Raw genomic sequence first — 19,598 nt, 5'->3', positions numbered from 1 at the left:
GTTGTCCTGGGGAGGGGGAACAATACCAAAATCTTCATAATAAAATCGATACACGAATTTAGACAAAAGTGCTTTGTTCAAAGAAAAAATCCAAATTAATTCTCATTCTTCAGTTAGAACTCGAATTAGTTTGGATTTTTCTTTTTTATGTGGTTCTTTATCTAGAGTTGCGTGCTTTAACTATGCCTAAACAGATACTTTATTTATAATAGTGCATCTTCTTTCTTATCCCTGGTCTTTACGAATGTTTGATAAAAGTGCACAATTATCGTTCTCGTAAGGGCGTATACAGGAACTGCAAGGATAATTCCCAGCAGGCCAGCAATGTTTCCTGCCGCAAAGATAATCGTTAAAACCGTTAATGGATGCACATGGAGTGCTTGACCCATGACGTTTGGTGTAATGAGATTTCCTTCAATTTGCTGAGCGATAATCATGACAATTGCAACCCAAATAACATTGATCGGATCTTGAATGGCGCCGACAATGATTGCTGGAATGACAGCCAAGTATGGTCCTAAATAAGGAATAACATTAGTCACCATTCCAAATAGGGCTAGAATCAGAGCATAATCCAGACCGATGATCAGATAGCCGATGAGAAGCAGGACACCAACGAAAAAACTAACAAGGAGCTGTCCGTGTATATAAGATGATAGGACGTGATCCAATTTTCGGAGCAGTTCACGAAGATTACTCGCTTTTTCCTTTTTAAAGACTTGCAGGATAAACGGAACCAGTTTCTCTCCATCCTTTAGCATAAAGAAGAGGAAGAATGGCACCATAAACAATCCAATGACTATATTAACGATTTGACCGATAAACGATCCAAGGAAGCTGAACAAATAGTCAACAACTGTTTGCAGGTACTGCGGAATATTTTGAAAGAAATTATCAATTGCGTTATTCACCTGGTCAGGAATGTTGGAATTATTACTCTGCAAGTAACTAATAAAATCTTCAACAGTTCGAACCATGTCTGGAACAGCATTAACCAGATTCATTACTTGTGTTCGAGCAATCGGCCAAATATAGAGGATAAACAGGGTGATTGCTAATATTAACACTATAAATACAGCAATAATCGCCCAAATCCTATTCATTTTAAGACGCCGCTCAAAAAAATGCAGCAGCGGTCTAGTTAAGTAATAAAGAAGTCCACCTACAATCAAAGGAAAGGCAATTGCTCCAATATATTGCAAGAGTGGCTGAAAGATAAAGTTGGTCTTATTAATAATCCAAATTAATAAGAATATGAGGATAAAAAAAGTAAGATATTGCATCGAACGCCTATTAACCAAATCATTCACCCTTCCTGTAGTGCTTTAAATGATTACAAACCTAACTATTTCCCAAATTAAGAAAAACACAAGGGCAACGAGGCTCCTAATTTCAATTGGAACACAAGCCCAATAAAGGATATTGGAAATATTTTTAGAAACTTGACAAACGCCCTAGCCTTTGGGCGAATGCTTTAGTTGGGGTTTATGCAGGTAGGAAAGTTCCAAACTTCCCTGCCTGTCAACGAAAAATGGTTCCGCTCATCGAGGCCAATGAGCAGAACCATTTTCAAATTACTATCGGCTGTCCCAGCCTTTATATTTAATGGAACTACATTGTCAAAATTAGTTTATTGTTAACTTAAATTTGTAATAGATCTAAGGTAATCCCTTCTTTGTCCTTGTAAAGCTTATTGTTTTTCAATATATTTAAAGGCTCATTGAGATAAATATCACCTTCAAACCAGTCAACAGAATCAATTACTGCAGTACTGTAGACATAATATTCCGGGCTAAGAATGCTGTCATTGCTTTCAACCACGATATAACGAAGGTTCCACATTTCATCATCATAAATGAAATCAACTAATTTTCCTAGTTTGCCATCGTTTGCATGAACTCTGAATCCTACTGCTTCCTCTTCGCTTCGCAGATCATATTCTGGATGGTAAGGTTCAGGTTCTGCAGGAATAGGCTCAGGTGGTGTTTGGATATTTGCTTGAGAAATAGTACCTGCACCGTAAGCGATTTGGTCTGGCCAGAATGGTCTCCAACCGTAATATTCATCAATTCTTGTTTTATAATCGCTTGTTAGATTCGTATTTTCTGGAACATCAGGACTGTTACGAACGGTTTCTTTGTCGTATTGAACAGAAACGGTTCCATCTTCCTCATTTACTCTTTCGAATGAAGAAGGGGATAAGAGTACCTTCCTGCCTGGAAGCCATTTTCGTGTATCAACAATAGCGTAGCGAATCGAATATCTTTTATCATCAAAGTATATATCTTTAATTTTTCCTAATTCACCATCAGTGGCCTCAATGTTGAATTCTTTTAGTTGAGAAGTAAAATACAACATGTAAATCTCCTCCTATTTCGGATTTAGTATACTATACCCCCTGATATAAGATTGAAACCTAGCAATATATTGATGTCTCTTGCTCAATTTGAGGAAAAGAAAAGCCACACAAGCAAAAATATGCTAATGCGGCTGAGTGTTGATTAATATATATGCTCGACCTCAAAGCCTGCTTCTTCCAGCAAGGAGATAATATGGGGCTCTAAAATGTAATGCAGCGTTCCTACTATAACAAAGTAAGTTTGCCCATTATCTGCTTCAAGAAATTCTACAATGCTCTCCGTCATGCCGATGTTACGATTATCATTCAGTGCTTCCATAAATGCTTGCTCTTCCTCGGAAGCCTCCACTTCTTCAGCATCCGCCATCAAGGAGCTGAGCATATTATCTATATCACCTTCCATATATGCTGCTAATAATTTATTCAGCTCCTCTTCGTAAGTATCAATATCTATTAAGGATTCCTCTAGCATTTGTACTTGATATTGGGGAGAGGTATCTGCAAATATGATAAATTGCTCTTCTACTGTTTCAAGTGGGATAATTTCTTTCTCATCTTTTACCGCTCTTGCAAGGAAGTATTCATCCACCCCATTGATAAATCCAATTTCTTGTACCATTAGCTGCTGTATGGTGGAGGAGAGAAGCCAGGGTTTATATGTTTCTACCATTTCTAATGGAAGCCCAAGTTCCTCCATTGTTGTTTTTAAATCAGTATATAATTCAGCTGGTATATGATCCTGAATGGTTGTGCCATCTTGATATGTTCCCAGGTCCATTGTAATTTGCTGTACTTCAAATGGATTGATCCTCGTTAAATCGATTTCAGGGACAATAACATCGGCCGAGCGGTATGCTGATTCAATCTCTTCGTTTAATGGAAATAACTCTTCTTTGCCCAGATGGATCGTTCCCTGGAGGTAAACGGTAGTATCTCCGTTTTCTACCTTCCACAAGTATCCACCAGGACCATCAGGGCTTCCTGTGATTTCTTTTTCGTATTGTACTGTAACACCAAGTTCACGGAGTTCTTGTATTAGTGACTGCTGTTCCTCATTATCGTCGATTGGATTGCCATTAATATTTACTTCTTCCAGCATCTCCATTTCCAGTAATGGAGAAAAATCATGGATTTCATTTTCTTCAAGGGATATATTTTCCAATGTATCCAGACTTTCCATCCCATCGAGACTAACAATTCCATATCCTGCTAATTCAAGTTCAGTTATCTCGTCAAAATCTGACAGAAATAACTCCTTGTCTGTCTTATGGAGCTCCTCTTGTAATGCCTGCTCTAATTTGTCATCCGAAAAAATAAGGGGCTCTTCGCTTTGACATCCGACAATAATCATAGCAAGCAAGACGAGTAATAATTTTGAAAATAAGTGTTTCATTTTGCATCTCCTTTAATATGTACTTATTTGGTATATACGGAAATACTCCATGCAAGGTTTCAAGTAAATAATGTCTAATAACCGTGAGTCATTGTAATAATATAGAAGAAACCATTTGAAAAGAGATGATGAAGATGAAAGCCTCAGAGGAAGAAAGCAAGCGGTTTGATAAGGCATTGGATGAATTTATAGACCTTTTTAATAACTTAGAATCAGATGTTCCAGTAGTTCAATTTACGGAGGAGGTCCTTGAGAAAATTGAAAAGGCAATGGAGCAGTACGGCGTAGAAGTTATTGAGGAACGAATTAATAAAGTAGTAGAGGAATTACTATCCTGGCTAGAACTGAATGAAGAGAAATAACTAGCAAAAAGCACCGATGCCGAACATATCATTCAATAAGGGCTTTTGTAAATCTAATGTAAACAATTGTAAAATTTATCAAAAGAATCTACTTTCAAAAGCTGGCGTGATGTAGAATACTAGTAGGACCATTGAAGGGGGAAGACCGCTTTGAGTAAATTTACGAAGCCAGAGAAAAGCTGGATGATGTATGATATGGCAAACTCCGCCTATTCTATTATTATTACAACCGCTATTTTTCCTATCTATTATAAAGCAGTTGCAGACAATGCAGGGATAAATAGTGCCGATTCCACCGCTTATCTTGGGTATACGATCTCTATTTCTACATTTATATTAGCACTGCTTGGTCCCATATTAGGGAGTTTGGCAGATTACAAGGGACTGAAGAAGAAATTCTTTTTTTTCTTCTTTCTATTAGGGACGATATCGACAGTTGGACTTTTATTTGTACCGAATGAAAACTGGTTATTGCTGCTTATTGTCTATACGCTAACCTCAATTGGAGCCAGAGGGGCAAATGTATTTTATGATGCCTACATAGTAGATGTAACGGAAAAGGAGAAAATGGATGATCTCTCAGCAAGAGGATATGCTGTAGGCTATCTTGGAAGCGTTATTCCATTTGTTATCTGTATTGCCATTATCACATTATCTCAAATGGAAATCATTTCGCTATCCGTTACAATGGCCAGTAAAATTGCCTTTTTAATAACAGCGATTTGGTGGATTGCTTTTAGTATCCCAATGCTGAAAAATGTTAAACAGCTATACGGGATAGAACGGGAGCCGAAAGTTATCGTTAATAGTTTTAAACGTTTAGGGCGTACGTTTAAAGAGATTCGCAAATATCGTGCAGTTTTTCTATTTTTATTAGCCTACTTTTTCTATATTGATGGAGTTGGTACGATTATTTCGATGTCTACTGCGTATGGGACGGATTTAGGACTTAGCGCAACAGACCTTATTATCGCATTATTAGCTGTACAAATTGTTGCTGCCCCATTCGCGATTCTTTTTGGTAAGCTAGCGCAAAAATATGGAACAAAGAAAATGATTCTTGTTGGCATTATTATTTATACTATTGTATGTATTTACGCTATGTTCTTAAGTACAGTAATAGATTTCTGGATTTTAGCTATGCTTGTCGCATCTGCTCAAGGTGGAATCCAAGCATTAAGTCGATCCTACTTCGGAAAACTGGTACCAAAGGAAAAAAATAACGAATTCTTTGGATTCTATAATATCTTTGGTCGCTTTGCGGCTGTTACAGGACCGTTTTTAGTGGGAGTGACGACACAATTTACAGGAAGCTCCGCAATCGGAGTATTTAGTTTAGCCATTCTTTTTGTGATAGGATTTATTATTCTTTTATTTGTTCCTGATGTAGAAGCAGGGGGAACAGTCGATAAAATGGAATCAGCCTAAGGTAATGGAAAAGAGTTGTGCACTGGACAAATTAGCGCAACTCTTTTTATGATCGCTCGAAATAGTCAGCTGTTCTTATAAAAAGTTGCCCCCAACCTACCCTTGAAAAATGAAGCTTCCAACTCGTTATAGGTTTGAGTTATTATCTAAAAATAAAAAAATCATTGACATTGAAATTTGAAAGGATTAAAATAAGTCTAATAATCTAAAAAATAACGTTTTTGAATTGAGGTACTCCCATGAATACACATGCACACCAAACAAGATTGAACAACAACATTATTATTATTAGCTAGAGGATTTGAGCCTTTTTATTGTTTTGATAAAAAGCGTTTAAGTCCTCTTCTTCGTGCATGAATGGGACTTAAAACACAAACCTCCCATTCTTTTTATTTTTAAAGAATGGGAGGTTTTTTATTTTTCTAAAAGGATGTGGTCGAATGGAAGGTCGAATTAAGCACGTACATTTACAAGCGAGACTAAAATACAAATATTAAGGAGACATCATGATGAAATATATGAACAGTTTAAATGGATTATTTACAAATTATTTAGCTTGGATTGTTATAGTAGTAGCTGCGGTGGCATTGACACTTCCAGATAGTTTATTGTGGGCTTCCCCATATACTGCGTTATTTTTACAAATTGTTATGTTTACAATGGGATTGACCATGAAGGTATCTGATTTTGCAGCGGTATTCAAAAAGCCATGGCTCGTGTTGCTCGTGTTTGTGATGCAATTTGGATTTATGCCAGTATCAGCGTTCTTATTAGCAAAAGCATTTAGCCTTCCACCAGAGATTGCGTTAGGCCTAATCTTAGTCGGAGCGGTTCCAGGAGGGACTTCTTCTAATGTTATTACATATTTGGCAAATGGTGATGTACCATTATCAATCACAGCAACATCCATTTCCACATTATTAGCGCCTATTTTCACACCACTTGTTTTTATGTTTTATGGCGGTGAGTACTTAGATATAAGTTTCTGGAGTATGTTCCAGTCGATTGTTCAGGTTGTCTTAATTCCAATTGTTCTTGGATTGGTCATTAACTCCCTATTTCATAATCATGTGAAAAAAGTAGAAGGCACACTTCCAACTTTATCCTCTGTTGCGGTACTGCTCGTACTGGGGGGAACAGTTGCGATAAATCAAGAGAGCTTAATTCATACAGGTGCATTAGTATTTTTAGTCGTCTTTTTGCATAACATGAGTGGCTATGCTGTTGGTTATATCGTAGGAAAATTAATAAGAACGAACAAAGCAACTACAAGAGCTATGGCTTTGGAAACGGGAATTCAAAATACAGGCTTAGCTGCTAGCTTAGCATTAACACACTTTACACCAACTACAGCTCTAGCTGGAGCAGCAGGTACGATTGTTCATACTCTGTTTGGTACGATTTATGCAAACCTTTGTCGTAAAAAAGACATTAAAAAAGCGGAGGAAGTCTCCGTTCCAAATAGTTTAGAATCAGCATCCTAATTACAATAAAAGAAAGAAGGAAAAGAACATGAGATTAAGTCAAGTTGTTAGAAGTGGCCCAAGCCAATTTATCAGTGAAGCAGGTGCTTTGAAATATTTAGATAATAAATTAGAGGTATTTAAAAACCCAGTCGTCATCACTGGTGAAAAATCTTTTGAATCCTTTCTGAAGCATTATAAAGGAGATTTCCATCTCCCGGTTTATCAATATGATGGAACAGCTTCCCACGAAGATATGGAACGACTTGCCAAAGCAGTAAAAGGTTCAGATTGTATTGTAGGAATTGGTGGTGGACGAGTTCTAGACACAGCGAAAGGGACAGCAGATTTATTAAACGTTGATTATGTAATGATACCAACTGTACTTGGAACCTGTGCAGCGTATACCCCATTATCTGCAGTCTATCATCCTGATCATTCCTTTAAGATGGTTGACTATTATGAGAAAGCTGCTTTTCTATGTTTGGTAGATTTAGAGTTATTGGTGGAATCACCAAAAGAATTCTTTATGGGCGGAATAGGGGATACACTAGCAAAATGGTACGAGGCAGAGGCGATTACCCGCCATGTGACAACTGAATTGCCCGCTATGGTCCATGTTGGGTTGAAAACTGCGAAACTAACACAGGAAATTTTACTTCAGGATACGAAAGCAGCGCTCACAAGCTTAGAAGAGCAAAAAGTTACTCCAGCATTTGGCCGGGTAACAGAAGCCGTTATAGCGGTAGCCGGCACGGTTGGTGGCTTTGCTGGTGAATATGGAAGAATGGCTGGTGCTCATGCTGTGCATAATGGGATGTCACTCGTTCCGGAAACCCATGCATTTGCTCATGGTGTAAAGGTTGCTTATGGAGTGCTCGTTCAGTTAATGGCAACCGGAGATGCAGATGAGGTTGAGAAGCTTGTTCCCTTCTTCAGAGAAAATCGTTTTCCACATCAACTTAGTGAATTTGGTGTGAAGGAAGAATTTGAAGCGAAAGCAGAGAAAATAGCAGCCTTTGCAGCAAGTGATGCAGAAACATTCAATTTAGCTGTACGAGAAGTAACTACTGAAGATGTTTTACAAGCGATGAAAAAAGTAGAAGCATATGGTAAAGTAGAAGTTTGATAGAATCTTGTCAAAACAGCTCTCTCAATAAAATGGGGGGGCTGTTTTTTTGCAGATAAACTTTCTTGTCTGCAAAAGCGCTAAGGCATTCGCCTAAGGTTTGGTGAAAGCAAGTTTTCTAATGGATATAGTAAAAATGATCCAACCTTCGCCGATATATTAGTTAAATAGACTCATATGAAAATATGAAAACTAAACTATTTGGGAAAGGAAGAAAATGAGAAATAATATTTTTCTATTTCAGCTGCTTTTCATTATGCTTATCTCTTTAGCTGCTTGCGGGACAACTTCCAAAGAAGCGACTTTGGAGATACAGACGGTTTCTCAAGAAGAGGCGATAGGAGATCCAGTAGCGAAAATCCCTGCATATCTTCCAAATGAAAATTCTCATTCACGCGAAAATCCAATTACCCATATAGTGCTGCATTTTAGCAGTAATGTGTTGGCAAATCCTGCTGATCCCTTTATCCCAGAGGATATAAGGCAAATATTCATCGAGTATGGGGTTTCTGCTCATTACATGATTGGGAGAGATGGGGAAATTCATCAATTGGTTCCTGAAGAAAGGGTCGCGTATGATGCTGGAAAAGGCGACTTACCAGATTTCCCCAATTATAAGAACCGTTTAAACGAATATTCGATTGGAATTGAATTATTAGCCATTGGAACAAAAACAGAAATGCAAACGATGATGATGTCAGAAGCGGCTTACAATGAACTTACTGCTCCCCTTATTGGTTATACAGATGAACAATATGAAGCATTAGATAAATTGCTTGCAGAGATTGTGACTCGCAATCCTCAGATTCATTATACGAGACAATATATAGTCGGCCATGATGAGTATGCACCAGAAAGAAAAACAGACCCTGGTTCCTTGTTTGATTGGTCTAAAATAGGTTTATAGAAAAAGTCATCAAGTGTATCTTGACGGCTTTTTTAAGTCATTAAATTCCAGATTGATGAAAATACTAGTTCACAAATGCAGAATGAAAATTCCTACGTACAGCTGTCCATAACTAACAAATCTAAGAAAGGGTTCTGCGCTGTCCGTTCTGATTTTTCCCAAATACGTAATTAATGTAGAACATGCTATAATAATACACACAACTATAAAGATTGCCTCAGAAAGGAGAAGAACCTATGGAGCTAAAACTGAATCAAAAGGCTATCAAAGAGCGCTGTGGTCAAGTCTCCTTTAAACGCGGTGAGGCCATATTTCGAAGCGGTAAAGTTACGATAGAAAATAATAAGCACTCATTCATTGAAATAAGGGTGAAAGAAAAAGAAACATTTCATGTTCTGGTGACAATGGATGAAAAGGATAAAATAATTACTAGTTGTGATTGCCCTTCGCTACCATCCTTTCAAAAAGACTGTCAGCATATTGCTGCCGCCCTTATTGCAATCCATAATGAAAGACACATACAGAAATCGACACGCATAGACAACGATAATCTACCAACTATGGAAGATGGGATATTTTCATTACTGCAGCAGCGTCACAAGCCGGTGAGTCGTCATCTGTCACACTTCGAGGATCGGAGAGTGCTTGATGTTACGTTTATTTGTAAGGTAATTCAGAATGGCGATGTTTTTGGAATCGAAATTCAGCTTGCTTCCAAACCGATTTTAGATATTCGGGCGTTTTTAGATGCAATACAAGGTGGTGAGGCTTATTCGATTACTGAAGATTTCAGCTATCACCCCAATCAGAATAGCTTTCAAGAACAAGATGATGCTATACTACAGCAGCTTATTCTCATTCGAAACGATGAGAAAATGTATCAAAAAGCTCCTGCTTCCAAGAAGGACATTTTGCCTGTCTCGTCATCTTCATGGGAAAAATTGGAAGCCCTTCTTGTTAGAGCTCCTTCTGTGGTACTATCATACGGTGGAAAAGAATACTCCGGTTTCCATCTATCAGAAGAGCCATTGCCATTTGTCTTTACATTAGAAGAAGCTGATAAGAATAACTATGGATTAAGAGTGGAGGGCTTCGATAGTCTGCACATCATGAAGGCTTATAAAACCATCATATTTGATGGGAAGCTTATACCAATAAGCAGGGAAGAAACAGATCGACTTATAGAACTCCGTGGCATGCTTATCCGATCGCAAACAAATGTTATATCTATCCCCGAAGCCCAGTTGAACTCCGTTCTGGAGAAATTGCTTCCTGTATTAAGACAAATTGGGGAAGTAAAACTATCCGACAGTTTTTCAGAAAAAATTCGGAAAACGCCCCTAAAGGCGAAGCTTTATATAGACCGAGTAAAAGATAGACTATTAGTTAGCTTAGATTTTCACTATGATCAGGTGGTAATCAATCCTCTTGAACAAACGGAACCACGAATAGCAGCTACGTTTATAAGAGATTTGGAGAAGGAAAAAGAAATCCTGCAGATCATGGAAGAAAGTCAATTTAACACCACAGAGAGCGGCTACTATTTTCATAATGAGGATTTGGAATATGAATTTTTATACCAGCAATTGCCCAAGCTGCAAAAGCTAACTCAAGTATACGCAACTACCGCCGTAAGGCAGCGCATCATTCCAAAAAATCCGATGCCGAAGATTAAAGTGAAGCATAAAAAGGAACGAACGAATTGGCTGGAATTTTCCTTTGATATGGATGGAATACCAGAAAGGGAAATAAAGGAAGTTCTTTTAGCGCTTGAAGAAAAGCGGAAATACTATCGTTTGCGTGATGGTGCTCTATTGTCATTAGAAACGAAGGAGTTTGAAGAGATAAGGCGATTTCTTCATGCAGTTCCGGCACAGGAGGATGAGTGGGAGAAAGAACTAGAGGTTCCCATTATTCAAGGGATGAGACTGCTGGATTCTACCCGAGACGCGGATACATTTGAGGTTGAAAAGTCATTTCGTGATTTATTGGAAAACATTGCACATCCCAAACCATTTGAAATACCAGAATCTCTGAATTCCATACTTAGAAGTTATCAAATACATGGCTACAGGTGGTTGAAGACGATAGCAGAATATGGATTTGGTGGTGTTTTAGCAGATGATATGGGGTTAGGTAAAACTATACAAAGTATTACTTATATCGCTTCAGAAATCCCTGTAATTAGGGAAAAGAAGCAGCCGATATTAGTGGTTTGCCCGTCATCTCTCACTTATAATTGGGAGAAGGAATTGATGAAGTTTACGCCAGATGTAAAAGCAATTGTCATGGATGGAAACAAAGCGGAACGGAAAAGGCTGCAGGCAGAAGTGGAAGAGATGGATGTTCTTCTTACGAGTTATCACTTACTGCGAAGTGATATTCATTGGTACGGGCAGCAAACCTTCCATACCGTTTTCTTAGATGAGGCACAAGCATTTAAGAATCCTTTTACACAAACCGCTAGGACAGTAAGAAAGCTGCAAGCTCATCATCGCTTTGCATTAACAGGAACCCCAATGGAAAATAATTTAGAAGAGCTTTGGTCTATTTTCCATGTCGTGTTCCCTGAATTGTTTCTTGGTATTAAGGAATATAGCAACCTTACGAAAAGCCAAATTGCAAGAAGAATACGCCCCTTTATGCTTCGACGGATGAAAGAGGATGTATTGGCAGAACTTCCTGAAAAAGTGGAGTCAGTGGACCGTGTGGATTTGTATCCGGAACAGAAGAAGCTTTATGCAAGTTACTTAGCCAAGCTTCGGCATGAAACCTATCGCCATCTTGATAAGGAAACCATTCGAAAAAATCGGATTCGGATTCTTGCTGGTTTGACAAGGTTAAGACAAATCTGTTGTCATCCTGCTCTATTTGTTGATGATTATCAAGGAAGTTCTGCAAAATTTAATCAGCTGAAAAAATTGATCCATGAATCTGTACAAGCTGGAAGAAGAGTACTTGTCTTCTCCCAATTTACAAAAATGCTCGGTCTGATCGGACAGGAATTAGCAAACCAAGGCATTTCTTACTTTTATTTAGATGGACAAACTCCTTCTGAGGAAAGGATTCAGTTATGTGATGCATATAATGAAGGACAGCGAGATTTCTTCTTGATTTCCTTAAAGGCAGGTGGCACAGGTTTGAATTTAACAGGTGCAGATACGGTCATTTTCTATGATAGCTGGTGGAACCCGGCAGTAGAGGAGCAAGCGGCAGACCGTGCACATCGAATTGGTCAGGCGAAAACCGTTGAAGTTATTAAGCTCGTTACGAAGGGAACCGTTGAAGAGAAAATGCTTCATTTACAGGAGAAAAAGCGTCATTTAATCGAAGAAATCATAGACACGAAGGACAGTACACATACAACGTTGACAGACGAGGATATTCAGGATCTGTTAACTAGCTAGAAAAAATCGGTTTAACTCAAAGGAGTTAACCGATTTTTTACTATCCGTTGCGAAATGTTGGATTGGAATTAATTGAATTAAGGGAGTGATTGGCGTTGCGGCTTCTTTCCACAAGTTCCCGTTCATATGCGTCGATTATTTCCTCGGAAAATTCGGTGTCAAATACGTCTGGTCTCTTGTTCGAAGGATGTGTGATTGCGTTTCGCATTTTAATGTCTTTACCCAATTGATTCACCTCTTTCATCAGAACTAATATGTATAGTATGCGTAAATGGATCACTATAATGCAGTACAAAGAGAGTAGGAATAACAAACTAGGTGCTTTTTAAACTTTCTATATAATAGATTGAACAGAAATCAATGATAAAGAAAAACATTTACTTTTTCGTTCTCATCCACTGTAGCAAGTAAAATATCATGGAGTTTAATATTCGTAAAAGTAGTAGATATTTTTTGATGAAGCCATTCTTCATCTTTTCCCATTTGACTTAATTGTTTATAGTCGATTTTCCCCTCTTTAATAATGGTTTTAGGCAAATGGAATGGTTTAACTGGTTGTCCAAAAGTAGTTGGTGTTAAAGGGTGATGTTCGTTCTTTAGGAAAATGGAAAAAGTACCAACGGGTTCCCATAATGCAAGTGCGACCTTTTGTATACTCCCTACATTATTTATACGTAACTCAGATAACAGTTCATCAACCGATATTCGTGCTTTTTTTAAATTTTTATAGATAATTTTCCCGTTTTCAATAAGAGGGAAGGGAGCTGGAACAAATAGTTTTCTTAACCGAGTTGATCGTAAACTTAACAGAATGCCTGCTAAGTAAAGGAACAAGATGACTCCAATTGTGATCATAGAGCCTTTTAATTCTAAACCTTCATCAGATAATGGATGGGCTATAATATTACCAATTAGTAAAACAATGACAAAATCAAGGAGGCCAACTTGTGAGATGGAGCGTTGTCCCATAAACTTTACGATAACAACAAAAAATACAAATCCAGTGACTGCTCTTAGTCCCCATTCTAGCGCAGTAAGCGATTCCTGTGAGCTTAAAAAATCCATTGATACCCCACCTTACACACCATGCTTTTTATTTAGTTATTTCCATTTTCTTCTTTTTTATCCTGCATTTATTTCTCTGATTTAATAAAAGAGATATGTTCGTATGTTAATCCTCTAGGACCTTCTTTAAGACAAACCCTGCCCAGCAAGATACCATACTTTTATAAAAAAAAAGCAGAGGACTTTGGTCTCCTGCTTTTTAAGTGTTTTGTAATACTCTCTGTAATTGGATTATTTCTTCTTGGATGGAATGGTAGGAAGGGATCTCAGGTATATCTTTGGTATTAGGCGCTATCCCTCGTTCTGCAGCCATAGCCATGCTTTCACAGTTATATAATAATTTTGCCAGCGTATCGTCCTCTAGAATAGGCCGTTTTTTAATTTTCGATATATTCTCAAGAAGATATCCTAAATGCTCAATCGATCTTAAAACAGGCCAATAATATTCTACTGCTTTTTCATCAATTGGTATTTCCCCTGCAGCAGTTGAATACAACGTTTTAAGATTGATAATATTTGTCCGCATTTTTTTTAATTCGTGACTATCTTCTGCATCCAATTCTTTTTCTTGCTGGGAGAATAAGCTAACTAAGAATTGACCTTGACTCCGTATTGTTTTTGAAACTAAATGGGGCAGCCTGCTAGAAGCTGATTTTCTCCCAATCAGCCAAACACCTATTAATCCAATGATAATCCCAATCACAACATCCAGCATCCTGGCTGATGCAAAATAGGAAAAGGAGAAGGCACCCTGTGTCGTGCTTTCTGCCATTAATAACGCACTAGGTGTGAAAAATAATGCGGCTAATCCGTAATTTTTTACAATGAACAATTCAGTTATGAATGTAAGCATAAGAATGAAAAAGGCAACGGTATACCCGGACGGATTGATTGAAAGAATAATACTCGCAATAATAATACCTATCATGGTACCTATCCCACGCTGAATGGCGCGATGGTATGTAGCGACTATCGTAGCGCCTGACATGACCGCTACACTAGATAGCGGCACCCAATATGAACGGGCCAATTCCATCTCAAAGGCAAAGATCGCCGCCAGTGTTGTCACGACTCCAAATCTTAAAGAAGTGATAAAAACAATCGAATTCTTATCCAATGCACCAGCTAAAATAGTCTTTACGGATGGTCGATTGATCTGGATTTTTTCTTCGATTTTTGCAGTGGGCTCATTCATAACGGCATCTGCATTGTAAATCATTTCGAATAAATGTTGGACATCTTTTTCCATTTCACTTGGTTGAAGAATATTCTTTGAAATATTTTTTAGTTGTTTCTTATCCAATGAATAAGAAATTGTCTTAATTGATTGCACTAATTCCTCTGGTAAGGGAGTAGTGTTTCTATCCGCATAATGATGGATGATATAGAGAAACATCGAATTGGCATGCTTATTTAGTACGTATAACCTTTTGAAAATATTGGTTTCTCTCCAAGGAATATAACCAGCTGCGAGTGTTTCATCAGCTTCAGTTAATGCTGACATCATACGGTGTCTAGACTCGTTGAAATCCTCCGTACCCACTGATTCAACAAATGCAGCGAGTTCCATGTATACTCTTTGAACAACACTTCTTTCCGGTCCATGAGGATCGTGAAACCAACCGGCCATAGCAATGATCCAGGATAAACTGCCTCCTAGAAAAACAAGACCAGCACGGATAAATGCTTCATCTGGATCTATCGGCATCCCACTAACCATTAAAAAGACAAGAACGAAAAAGATTGCCGACGGACCTGCTATTTTAAGTGCGCCAAAAACGAATATTGCTGTTGCGCCAATGAGCCCCATTAAAACAGCTACAGCTAAGGGGTATGGCGCCGCAACTGTGCCAAGAAAGGTAATCAAGGTCATGGCAAGCACTACCCAGCATATTTTCTTTGCTCGCTGTGCATATGGGACATTAAATACATAGAGGAAAGTAAATCCACCTAACCCAGCAATAAGTCCAAATCGAAAGTTGCCTAATAATAATCCAATGATAACCGGAATACTTGCTGCTAAACCTGCATTAAAAGCTTTTAACCATGGAATGGGCTTACGGTTTAAAGAGAATGCCTGTCTAAAAACAGATGATTTTCCTTTGTTGCGTTGACTCATTTGTAACCCTTCTTTATTTAACATTTTTATCTAATTTTAACTGTCTATCTAAAATGACACATCTTTGTTTTATGAGAGCAAACTACCCCCACTGTGAAAAGTTCCACTTTATCCAACTTAATTATACCCCCATAACCCAAAAAGAACCCTACTGCAATTAGTAGAGGAATTATGGAGACACCTTTTAATTAAATTATACTCTATTTTAATTGCTTTTGCATAAGGTACCAAACTGCTTATGCTTTTAATGGAAGACAAAGAAGCAGCGCGGAGAAGCTGCTTCTGATTGTTATCTCCATGATTATGGCATAGAACGGGTAGTAAAGAAGATTGCGACTGTGACCATGATTAAAAAGACCATCCCCCAATTTGAAACTGAGAGCAGCTTTTTGAATGTTCCTTTTTCATTCCACTGCTGGTACACGATGATTCCAAATACAATGGAGATTACCCAAAAAGCGTATCCAAACCAGTTAAATAAGGGACTGGAGTTGATAAACCATAAATAAAGAATTATAAGATGAAAAAGCATGATGGCAAATGCAAAATAAAACACATATCTTCCTCCTAAGGATGTGAACCATTTTCCTAAGGAATAATTTACCATAATAAAGAGGAATAATCCTTCTTTTTACCTATTTTTTACATTCCCCGGGAAATAAATTCTTAACTCGACTTTATCTTAGGTAATAAGAAATGAATACACTTAAAAAAATTTAAATTTAGAAGGAAGGGAAGTTACGGTCTGTGATTAAAGCACATACCTGTTATTAGCAATAAGAGCGGGTGATAATCATTGCCGACTCATTAAAGTTTTATTCATTAAAAACCATATTCTGCTTCTTTTATTTCCCGAATTTTAGTATAAGTTTCGGTTAATACGACCGTGTCTTCTATTAAACGGTCTAGACGGAATAGTACATCGTCATTAGTAATTTCTTTTCGAAAATAATCTTTCTCCTCAATAAAAACATAGGATTGAACGAGTTGTGCCTTCATATAGGAAAGGATGGGCTTTAATTGCTGTTCAACCATAAGATAATGCTTTGGTGACCCAGCAGTAACAAACATGCTCACAACTTTATCTAAAAATGCCTTTTCGGGCAGTAGGTCGAATACATTTTTCAATGTAGCTGGTATGGATGCTTGAAATACCGGTGTGCCAATAATAATGGCATCAGCTTCCATTAATGTACGGGCAACAAATCCGGTGTCGCCATCGTACTCTAAGTAGTTGCGTCCATCACTGAACTTTACATCATAATCTGCTAAATCAATAAGTGTGACTTCAGTCTCTGGGTAATTTTCCGTTAACTTTTTTAAAACATAGTTCATCGCAGTTCTTGTTTTGGAACCGACAGTTGAACCAGATAATCCAACAATCTTCATTATAAATCCCCCTGTTTTTCTATGCTTTAGCCTTTCGTATATTTCCGAATTGCTGGCAAGATTTCAGTACCAATGATATCAATATTATTTTTTAGTTTATCAAATGGCACACCGCCAAAATCCATCTGTCCAATGTAGCGTTGGTGGCCAAAAAGTTCATACTGATAAAGAATTTTTTCGATGATTTCCTGTGGGCTTCCGATATTCATCACATCCCGTGGATCTGCACCTTGGGCAAATTGCTGCTTCGGATAACCGCGGCCGTTCGTCCGTTTCATACCTTCATTTATATGAGGATAGTATTCCTTCTGTGCTAGCTGTGTTGTCTCTGCTGCATAGAAAAAGCCAGCTGTTGCAATCGGTAGTTCATCTGGATTATGACCATTTTTTCGTGCTGCTTCCCGATAAGCATCAATGGATAACTTAAAGTGTTTTGCTGGGCCGCCTAATGTGGCGAGGAACATTGGAACACCAGCATACCCGGCTTTAATTGCGCTTGCTGGTGGTCCGCCAACCGCACGCCAAATCGGCATCCAGCCATTTTCCGGACGTGGGATAACCTCAGCATCATCTAAGGATGCACGAAATTCCCCTTCCCAATTTACGACTTTTTCCTCATTAATCTTAAGTAAGAGGTCAAATTTCTCTTCGAATAATTCTTCGTAATCACGTAAATTATACCCTAATAAATCAAAAACTCCTACCCTTGAAGCTCGGCCCGCAATAATTTCCGCTCTGCCATTCGAGATTAAATCAATCGTTGCAAAGTCCTCGTAAACACGTACAGGATCCAGTGTACTTACAATAGTAGAAGAACTCGAGATTTTTATCTTATTCGTGGCTTGTGCTATGGCACCTAATATAACGGAGTGAGCTTGTGTTGCGAAATAGTCTTGATGGCTCTCGCCTACACTGAAGAAATCGATGCCTGCCTGCTCTGCAAGCTGAGCTAACTCAATAATCTCCTGGATTCTCTGTTTTGCTGGTATTCTTTCTCCTGTTAGTGGGTTAGGTAAATGGTCCCCTAACGTGTACAGACCAAATTCAAGCCCCTTTTTTGGATTGATTCGATATTTTTGCATTTATATCACCTTTCTTAATTAGAATATGAAAAATCTCTTGTTTCCATTTGTACGATTAATGATATTATAGTAAATAATAACCCAATTAATAAGTACGCACTTAAAAGTGCTATAGTATACAAAAGGATACTATTGGGAGGGATAAATATGCAAATTGAACCAGAGCTATGTAAAGTAGAGGATGCATTAGGAATTTTGGTAGGTAAGTGGAAACCTATTATCCTATTGCATTTATTAAAAAATGGAACTCAGCGATTTAGCGAGTTAAAAAGAAGTTTGCCAGGGATTACCCAAAAAATGCTGACAAAGCAGCTTCGTGAATTAGAGGAAGAGGATATTATTCAACGTGTTGTTTATGCTCAAGTACCACCAAAGGTAGAGTACTCTATTACAGAGTATGGTCGTGGTCTTGAGCCTATCTTAGAGGCGATGCATGAGTGGGGAACGAAGCATACACTGCATAAAAGGGAGATGCAGAGAAAAGCAAGCATATAATGCATAAAAAAACTGTGTCTTATTGCGCCAATTCGTGTAAAATATTGTTTAAATTACAATTTTGGAGGATGGCTTATGATTACTATAAGAGATGCGGTCTTCGAGGATTTACAAGAATTAGTGGATATTTACAACTATGCCATAATAAACTTAACCGCTACTTTTGACTTGGAGCCACAAACGATAGAAGAACGAAAGAAGTGGTTTGATGCACATGGAGGAGCTTATCCTCTTATTGTTGCAGAAGAAACAGGAGATGTCATTGGTTATGCAACATTAAGTCCTTACAATATAAAATCAGCTTATAAAGCCACTGCAGAATTATCGATCTATATTGCTCCTGATCAGCAAGGGAAGGGGATTGGCACAAAGCTAATGGAAGAGTTATTGAAAAGAGCTGAAGAATTATCTTACCACACTTTGATTAGTGGCATAACTGCGGGAAATGCAGGTAGCGTTCGCTTGCATAAGAGGTTTGGGTTTAAATTGGTCGGTACGATGAAGGAAGTTGGTTTTAAGTTTGGAGAATGGCAGAACACAGATTATTATCAGTTGATGATACATGAACAATTTGCTGATCTCGTATAACATATTAGATAACTAATTTATACCTTTTGAGAACGGACAAATACTCATATTCTATTGCAATAATTATGCTAATTAGTATATGAGTACACAAGGATTATACGATTCATTAACACTAGGAAGAACCTGAAAAGAGAATAAATTCTACTGGAACCAAACCGAGATATTAGGATAAATTTACTAGAGTTAATAATAAAATTCATATAAACATCAAATACTAAAGGAAAGGCTATATATAGACACTTCTGTGACCGAAAAACTTTAATAGTATTGGAGTGCAATTTTATGAGGTTCCGATTGTTTTTCTTTTCCCTTTCTCTAATCTTTTCTTTAATCTCTTTTTAGATTAGTTTTTTTCTGCAGTAAAGAGGCTTTCATAGAAACTTTCATAAGGTAATATTATATATTCTACTCC

The 19,598-nt window shown here is 37.8% G+C and carries 16 protein-coding genes; 8 read left to right on the top strand and 8 right to left on the bottom strand.

Annotation, left to right across the window (positions count from 1 at the left end):
- Nucleotides 1–203: 203 nt before the first annotated feature.
- The 3 genes from D8M04_RS12080 to D8M04_RS12070 form a co-directional block, all read right to left on the bottom strand.
- Entirely contained in the window at nt 204–1,310 is a 1,107-nt protein-coding gene (locus D8M04_RS12080) for an AI-2E family transporter (RefSeq protein ID WP_342772650.1), read from the bottom strand.
- Nucleotides 1,311–1,641: 331 nt separating this feature from the next.
- Complete coding sequence (locus D8M04_RS12075) at nt 1,642–2,358, bottom strand: PRC-barrel domain-containing protein (RefSeq protein WP_121523319.1); 717 nt, start codon at nt 2,356–2,358, stop codon at nt 1,642–1,644.
- Nucleotides 2,359–2,501: 143 nt separating this feature from the next.
- Entirely contained in the window at nt 2,502–3,752 is a 1,251-nt protein-coding gene (locus D8M04_RS12070; protein ID WP_121523317.1) for a TraB/GumN family protein, read from the bottom strand.
- Nucleotides 3,753–3,886: 134 nt separating this feature from the next.
- Here D8M04_RS12070 and D8M04_RS12065 point away from each other — a divergent pair, with 134 nt between their 5' ends.
- The 6 genes from D8M04_RS12065 to D8M04_RS12040 all read left to right on the top strand — a co-directional run bounded on the left by D8M04_RS12065 (nt 3,887) and on the right by D8M04_RS12040 (nt 12,448).
- On the top strand, nt 3,887–4,114 hold the full coding sequence (locus D8M04_RS12065) for a hypothetical protein (protein WP_158595119.1): 228 nt from the start codon (nt 3,887–3,889) through the stop codon (nt 4,112–4,114).
- Nucleotides 4,115–4,264: 150 nt separating this feature from the next.
- Nucleotides 4,265–5,542 carry an MFS transporter gene (locus D8M04_RS12060; RefSeq protein WP_121523313.1) on the top strand — a complete coding sequence of 426 codons (1,278 nt, stop codon included), beginning with the start codon at nt 4,265–4,267 and terminating at the stop codon, nt 5,540–5,542.
- 509 nt (nt 5,543–6,051) lie between these two features.
- Nucleotides 6,052–7,026, top strand: coding sequence for a bile acid:sodium symporter family protein (locus D8M04_RS12055; protein ID WP_121523311.1), 975 nt, complete (start codon nt 6,052–6,054; stop codon nt 7,024–7,026).
- Nucleotides 7,027–7,054: 28 nt separating this feature from the next.
- The gene (locus D8M04_RS12050) at nt 7,055–8,134 is read left to right on the top strand and encodes an iron-containing alcohol dehydrogenase family protein (RefSeq protein WP_121523309.1); all 1,080 of its coding nucleotides are present in this window, start codon (nt 7,055–7,057) and stop codon (nt 8,132–8,134) included.
- A 217-nt stretch (nt 8,135–8,351) separates the two neighbouring features.
- Nucleotides 8,352–9,041, top strand: coding sequence for an N-acetylmuramoyl-L-alanine amidase (locus D8M04_RS12045; RefSeq protein ID WP_246001226.1), 690 nt, complete (start codon nt 8,352–8,354; stop codon nt 9,039–9,041).
- Nucleotides 9,042–9,277: 236 nt separating this feature from the next.
- A complete protein-coding gene (locus D8M04_RS12040; protein WP_121523307.1) occupies nt 9,278–12,448 on the top strand; it encodes a DEAD/DEAH box helicase in 3,171 nt (1,056 codons plus the stop codon).
- A gap of 357 nt (nt 12,449–12,805) precedes the next feature.
- Here the strand turns inward: D8M04_RS12040 and D8M04_RS12030 are convergent, their stop codons facing one another.
- The 5 genes from D8M04_RS12030 to D8M04_RS12010 form a co-directional block, all read right to left on the bottom strand.
- A complete protein-coding gene (locus tag D8M04_RS12030) occupies nt 12,806–13,513 on the bottom strand; it encodes a DUF421 domain-containing protein (protein WP_121523303.1) in 708 nt (235 codons plus the stop codon).
- A gap of 199 nt (nt 13,514–13,712) precedes the next feature.
- Nucleotides 13,713–15,632 (bottom strand): FUSC family protein, encoded by a 1,920-nt coding sequence (locus D8M04_RS12025; protein ID WP_158595118.1) that lies wholly within the window; start codon nt 15,630–15,632, stop codon nt 13,713–13,715.
- 301 nt (nt 15,633–15,933) lie between these two features.
- On the bottom strand, nt 15,934–16,188 hold the full coding sequence (locus tag D8M04_RS12020) for a hypothetical protein (RefSeq protein WP_121523299.1): 255 nt from the start codon (nt 16,186–16,188) through the stop codon (nt 15,934–15,936).
- 266 nt (nt 16,189–16,454) lie between these two features.
- Entirely contained in the window at nt 16,455–17,021 is a 567-nt protein-coding gene (locus D8M04_RS12015; protein ID WP_121523297.1) for an NADPH-dependent FMN reductase, read from the bottom strand.
- A 26-nt stretch (nt 17,022–17,047) separates the two neighbouring features.
- On the bottom strand, nt 17,048–18,103 hold the full coding sequence (locus D8M04_RS12010; protein ID WP_121523295.1) for an LLM class flavin-dependent oxidoreductase: 1,056 nt from the start codon (nt 18,101–18,103) through the stop codon (nt 17,048–17,050).
- A 147-nt stretch (nt 18,104–18,250) separates the two neighbouring features.
- On the opposite strand from D8M04_RS12010, the gene D8M04_RS12005 reads away from it, so the two are divergent.
- Together D8M04_RS12005 and D8M04_RS12000 are read left to right on the top strand one after the other, a co-directional pair.
- Nucleotides 18,251–18,598: a winged helix-turn-helix transcriptional regulator gene (locus D8M04_RS12005; RefSeq protein ID WP_121523294.1), complete on the top strand. Its 348-nt coding sequence runs from the start codon at nt 18,251–18,253 to the stop codon at nt 18,596–18,598.
- Nucleotides 18,599–18,673: 75 nt separating this feature from the next.
- Nucleotides 18,674–19,186: a GNAT family N-acetyltransferase gene (locus D8M04_RS12000; RefSeq protein ID WP_121523292.1), complete on the top strand. Its 513-nt coding sequence runs from the start codon at nt 18,674–18,676 to the stop codon at nt 19,184–19,186.
- The last annotated feature ends 412 nt before the right edge of the window (nt 19,187–19,598 follow it).

The organism is Oceanobacillus piezotolerans, assembly GCF_003665065.1.
Taxonomy (GTDB): Bacteria; Bacillota; Bacilli; order Bacillales; family Amphibacillaceae; genus Oceanobacillus; species Oceanobacillus piezotolerans.
Note: the sequence above shows the minus strand (reverse complement) of the source record. Positions and strands in the feature narration are given on the sequence as shown.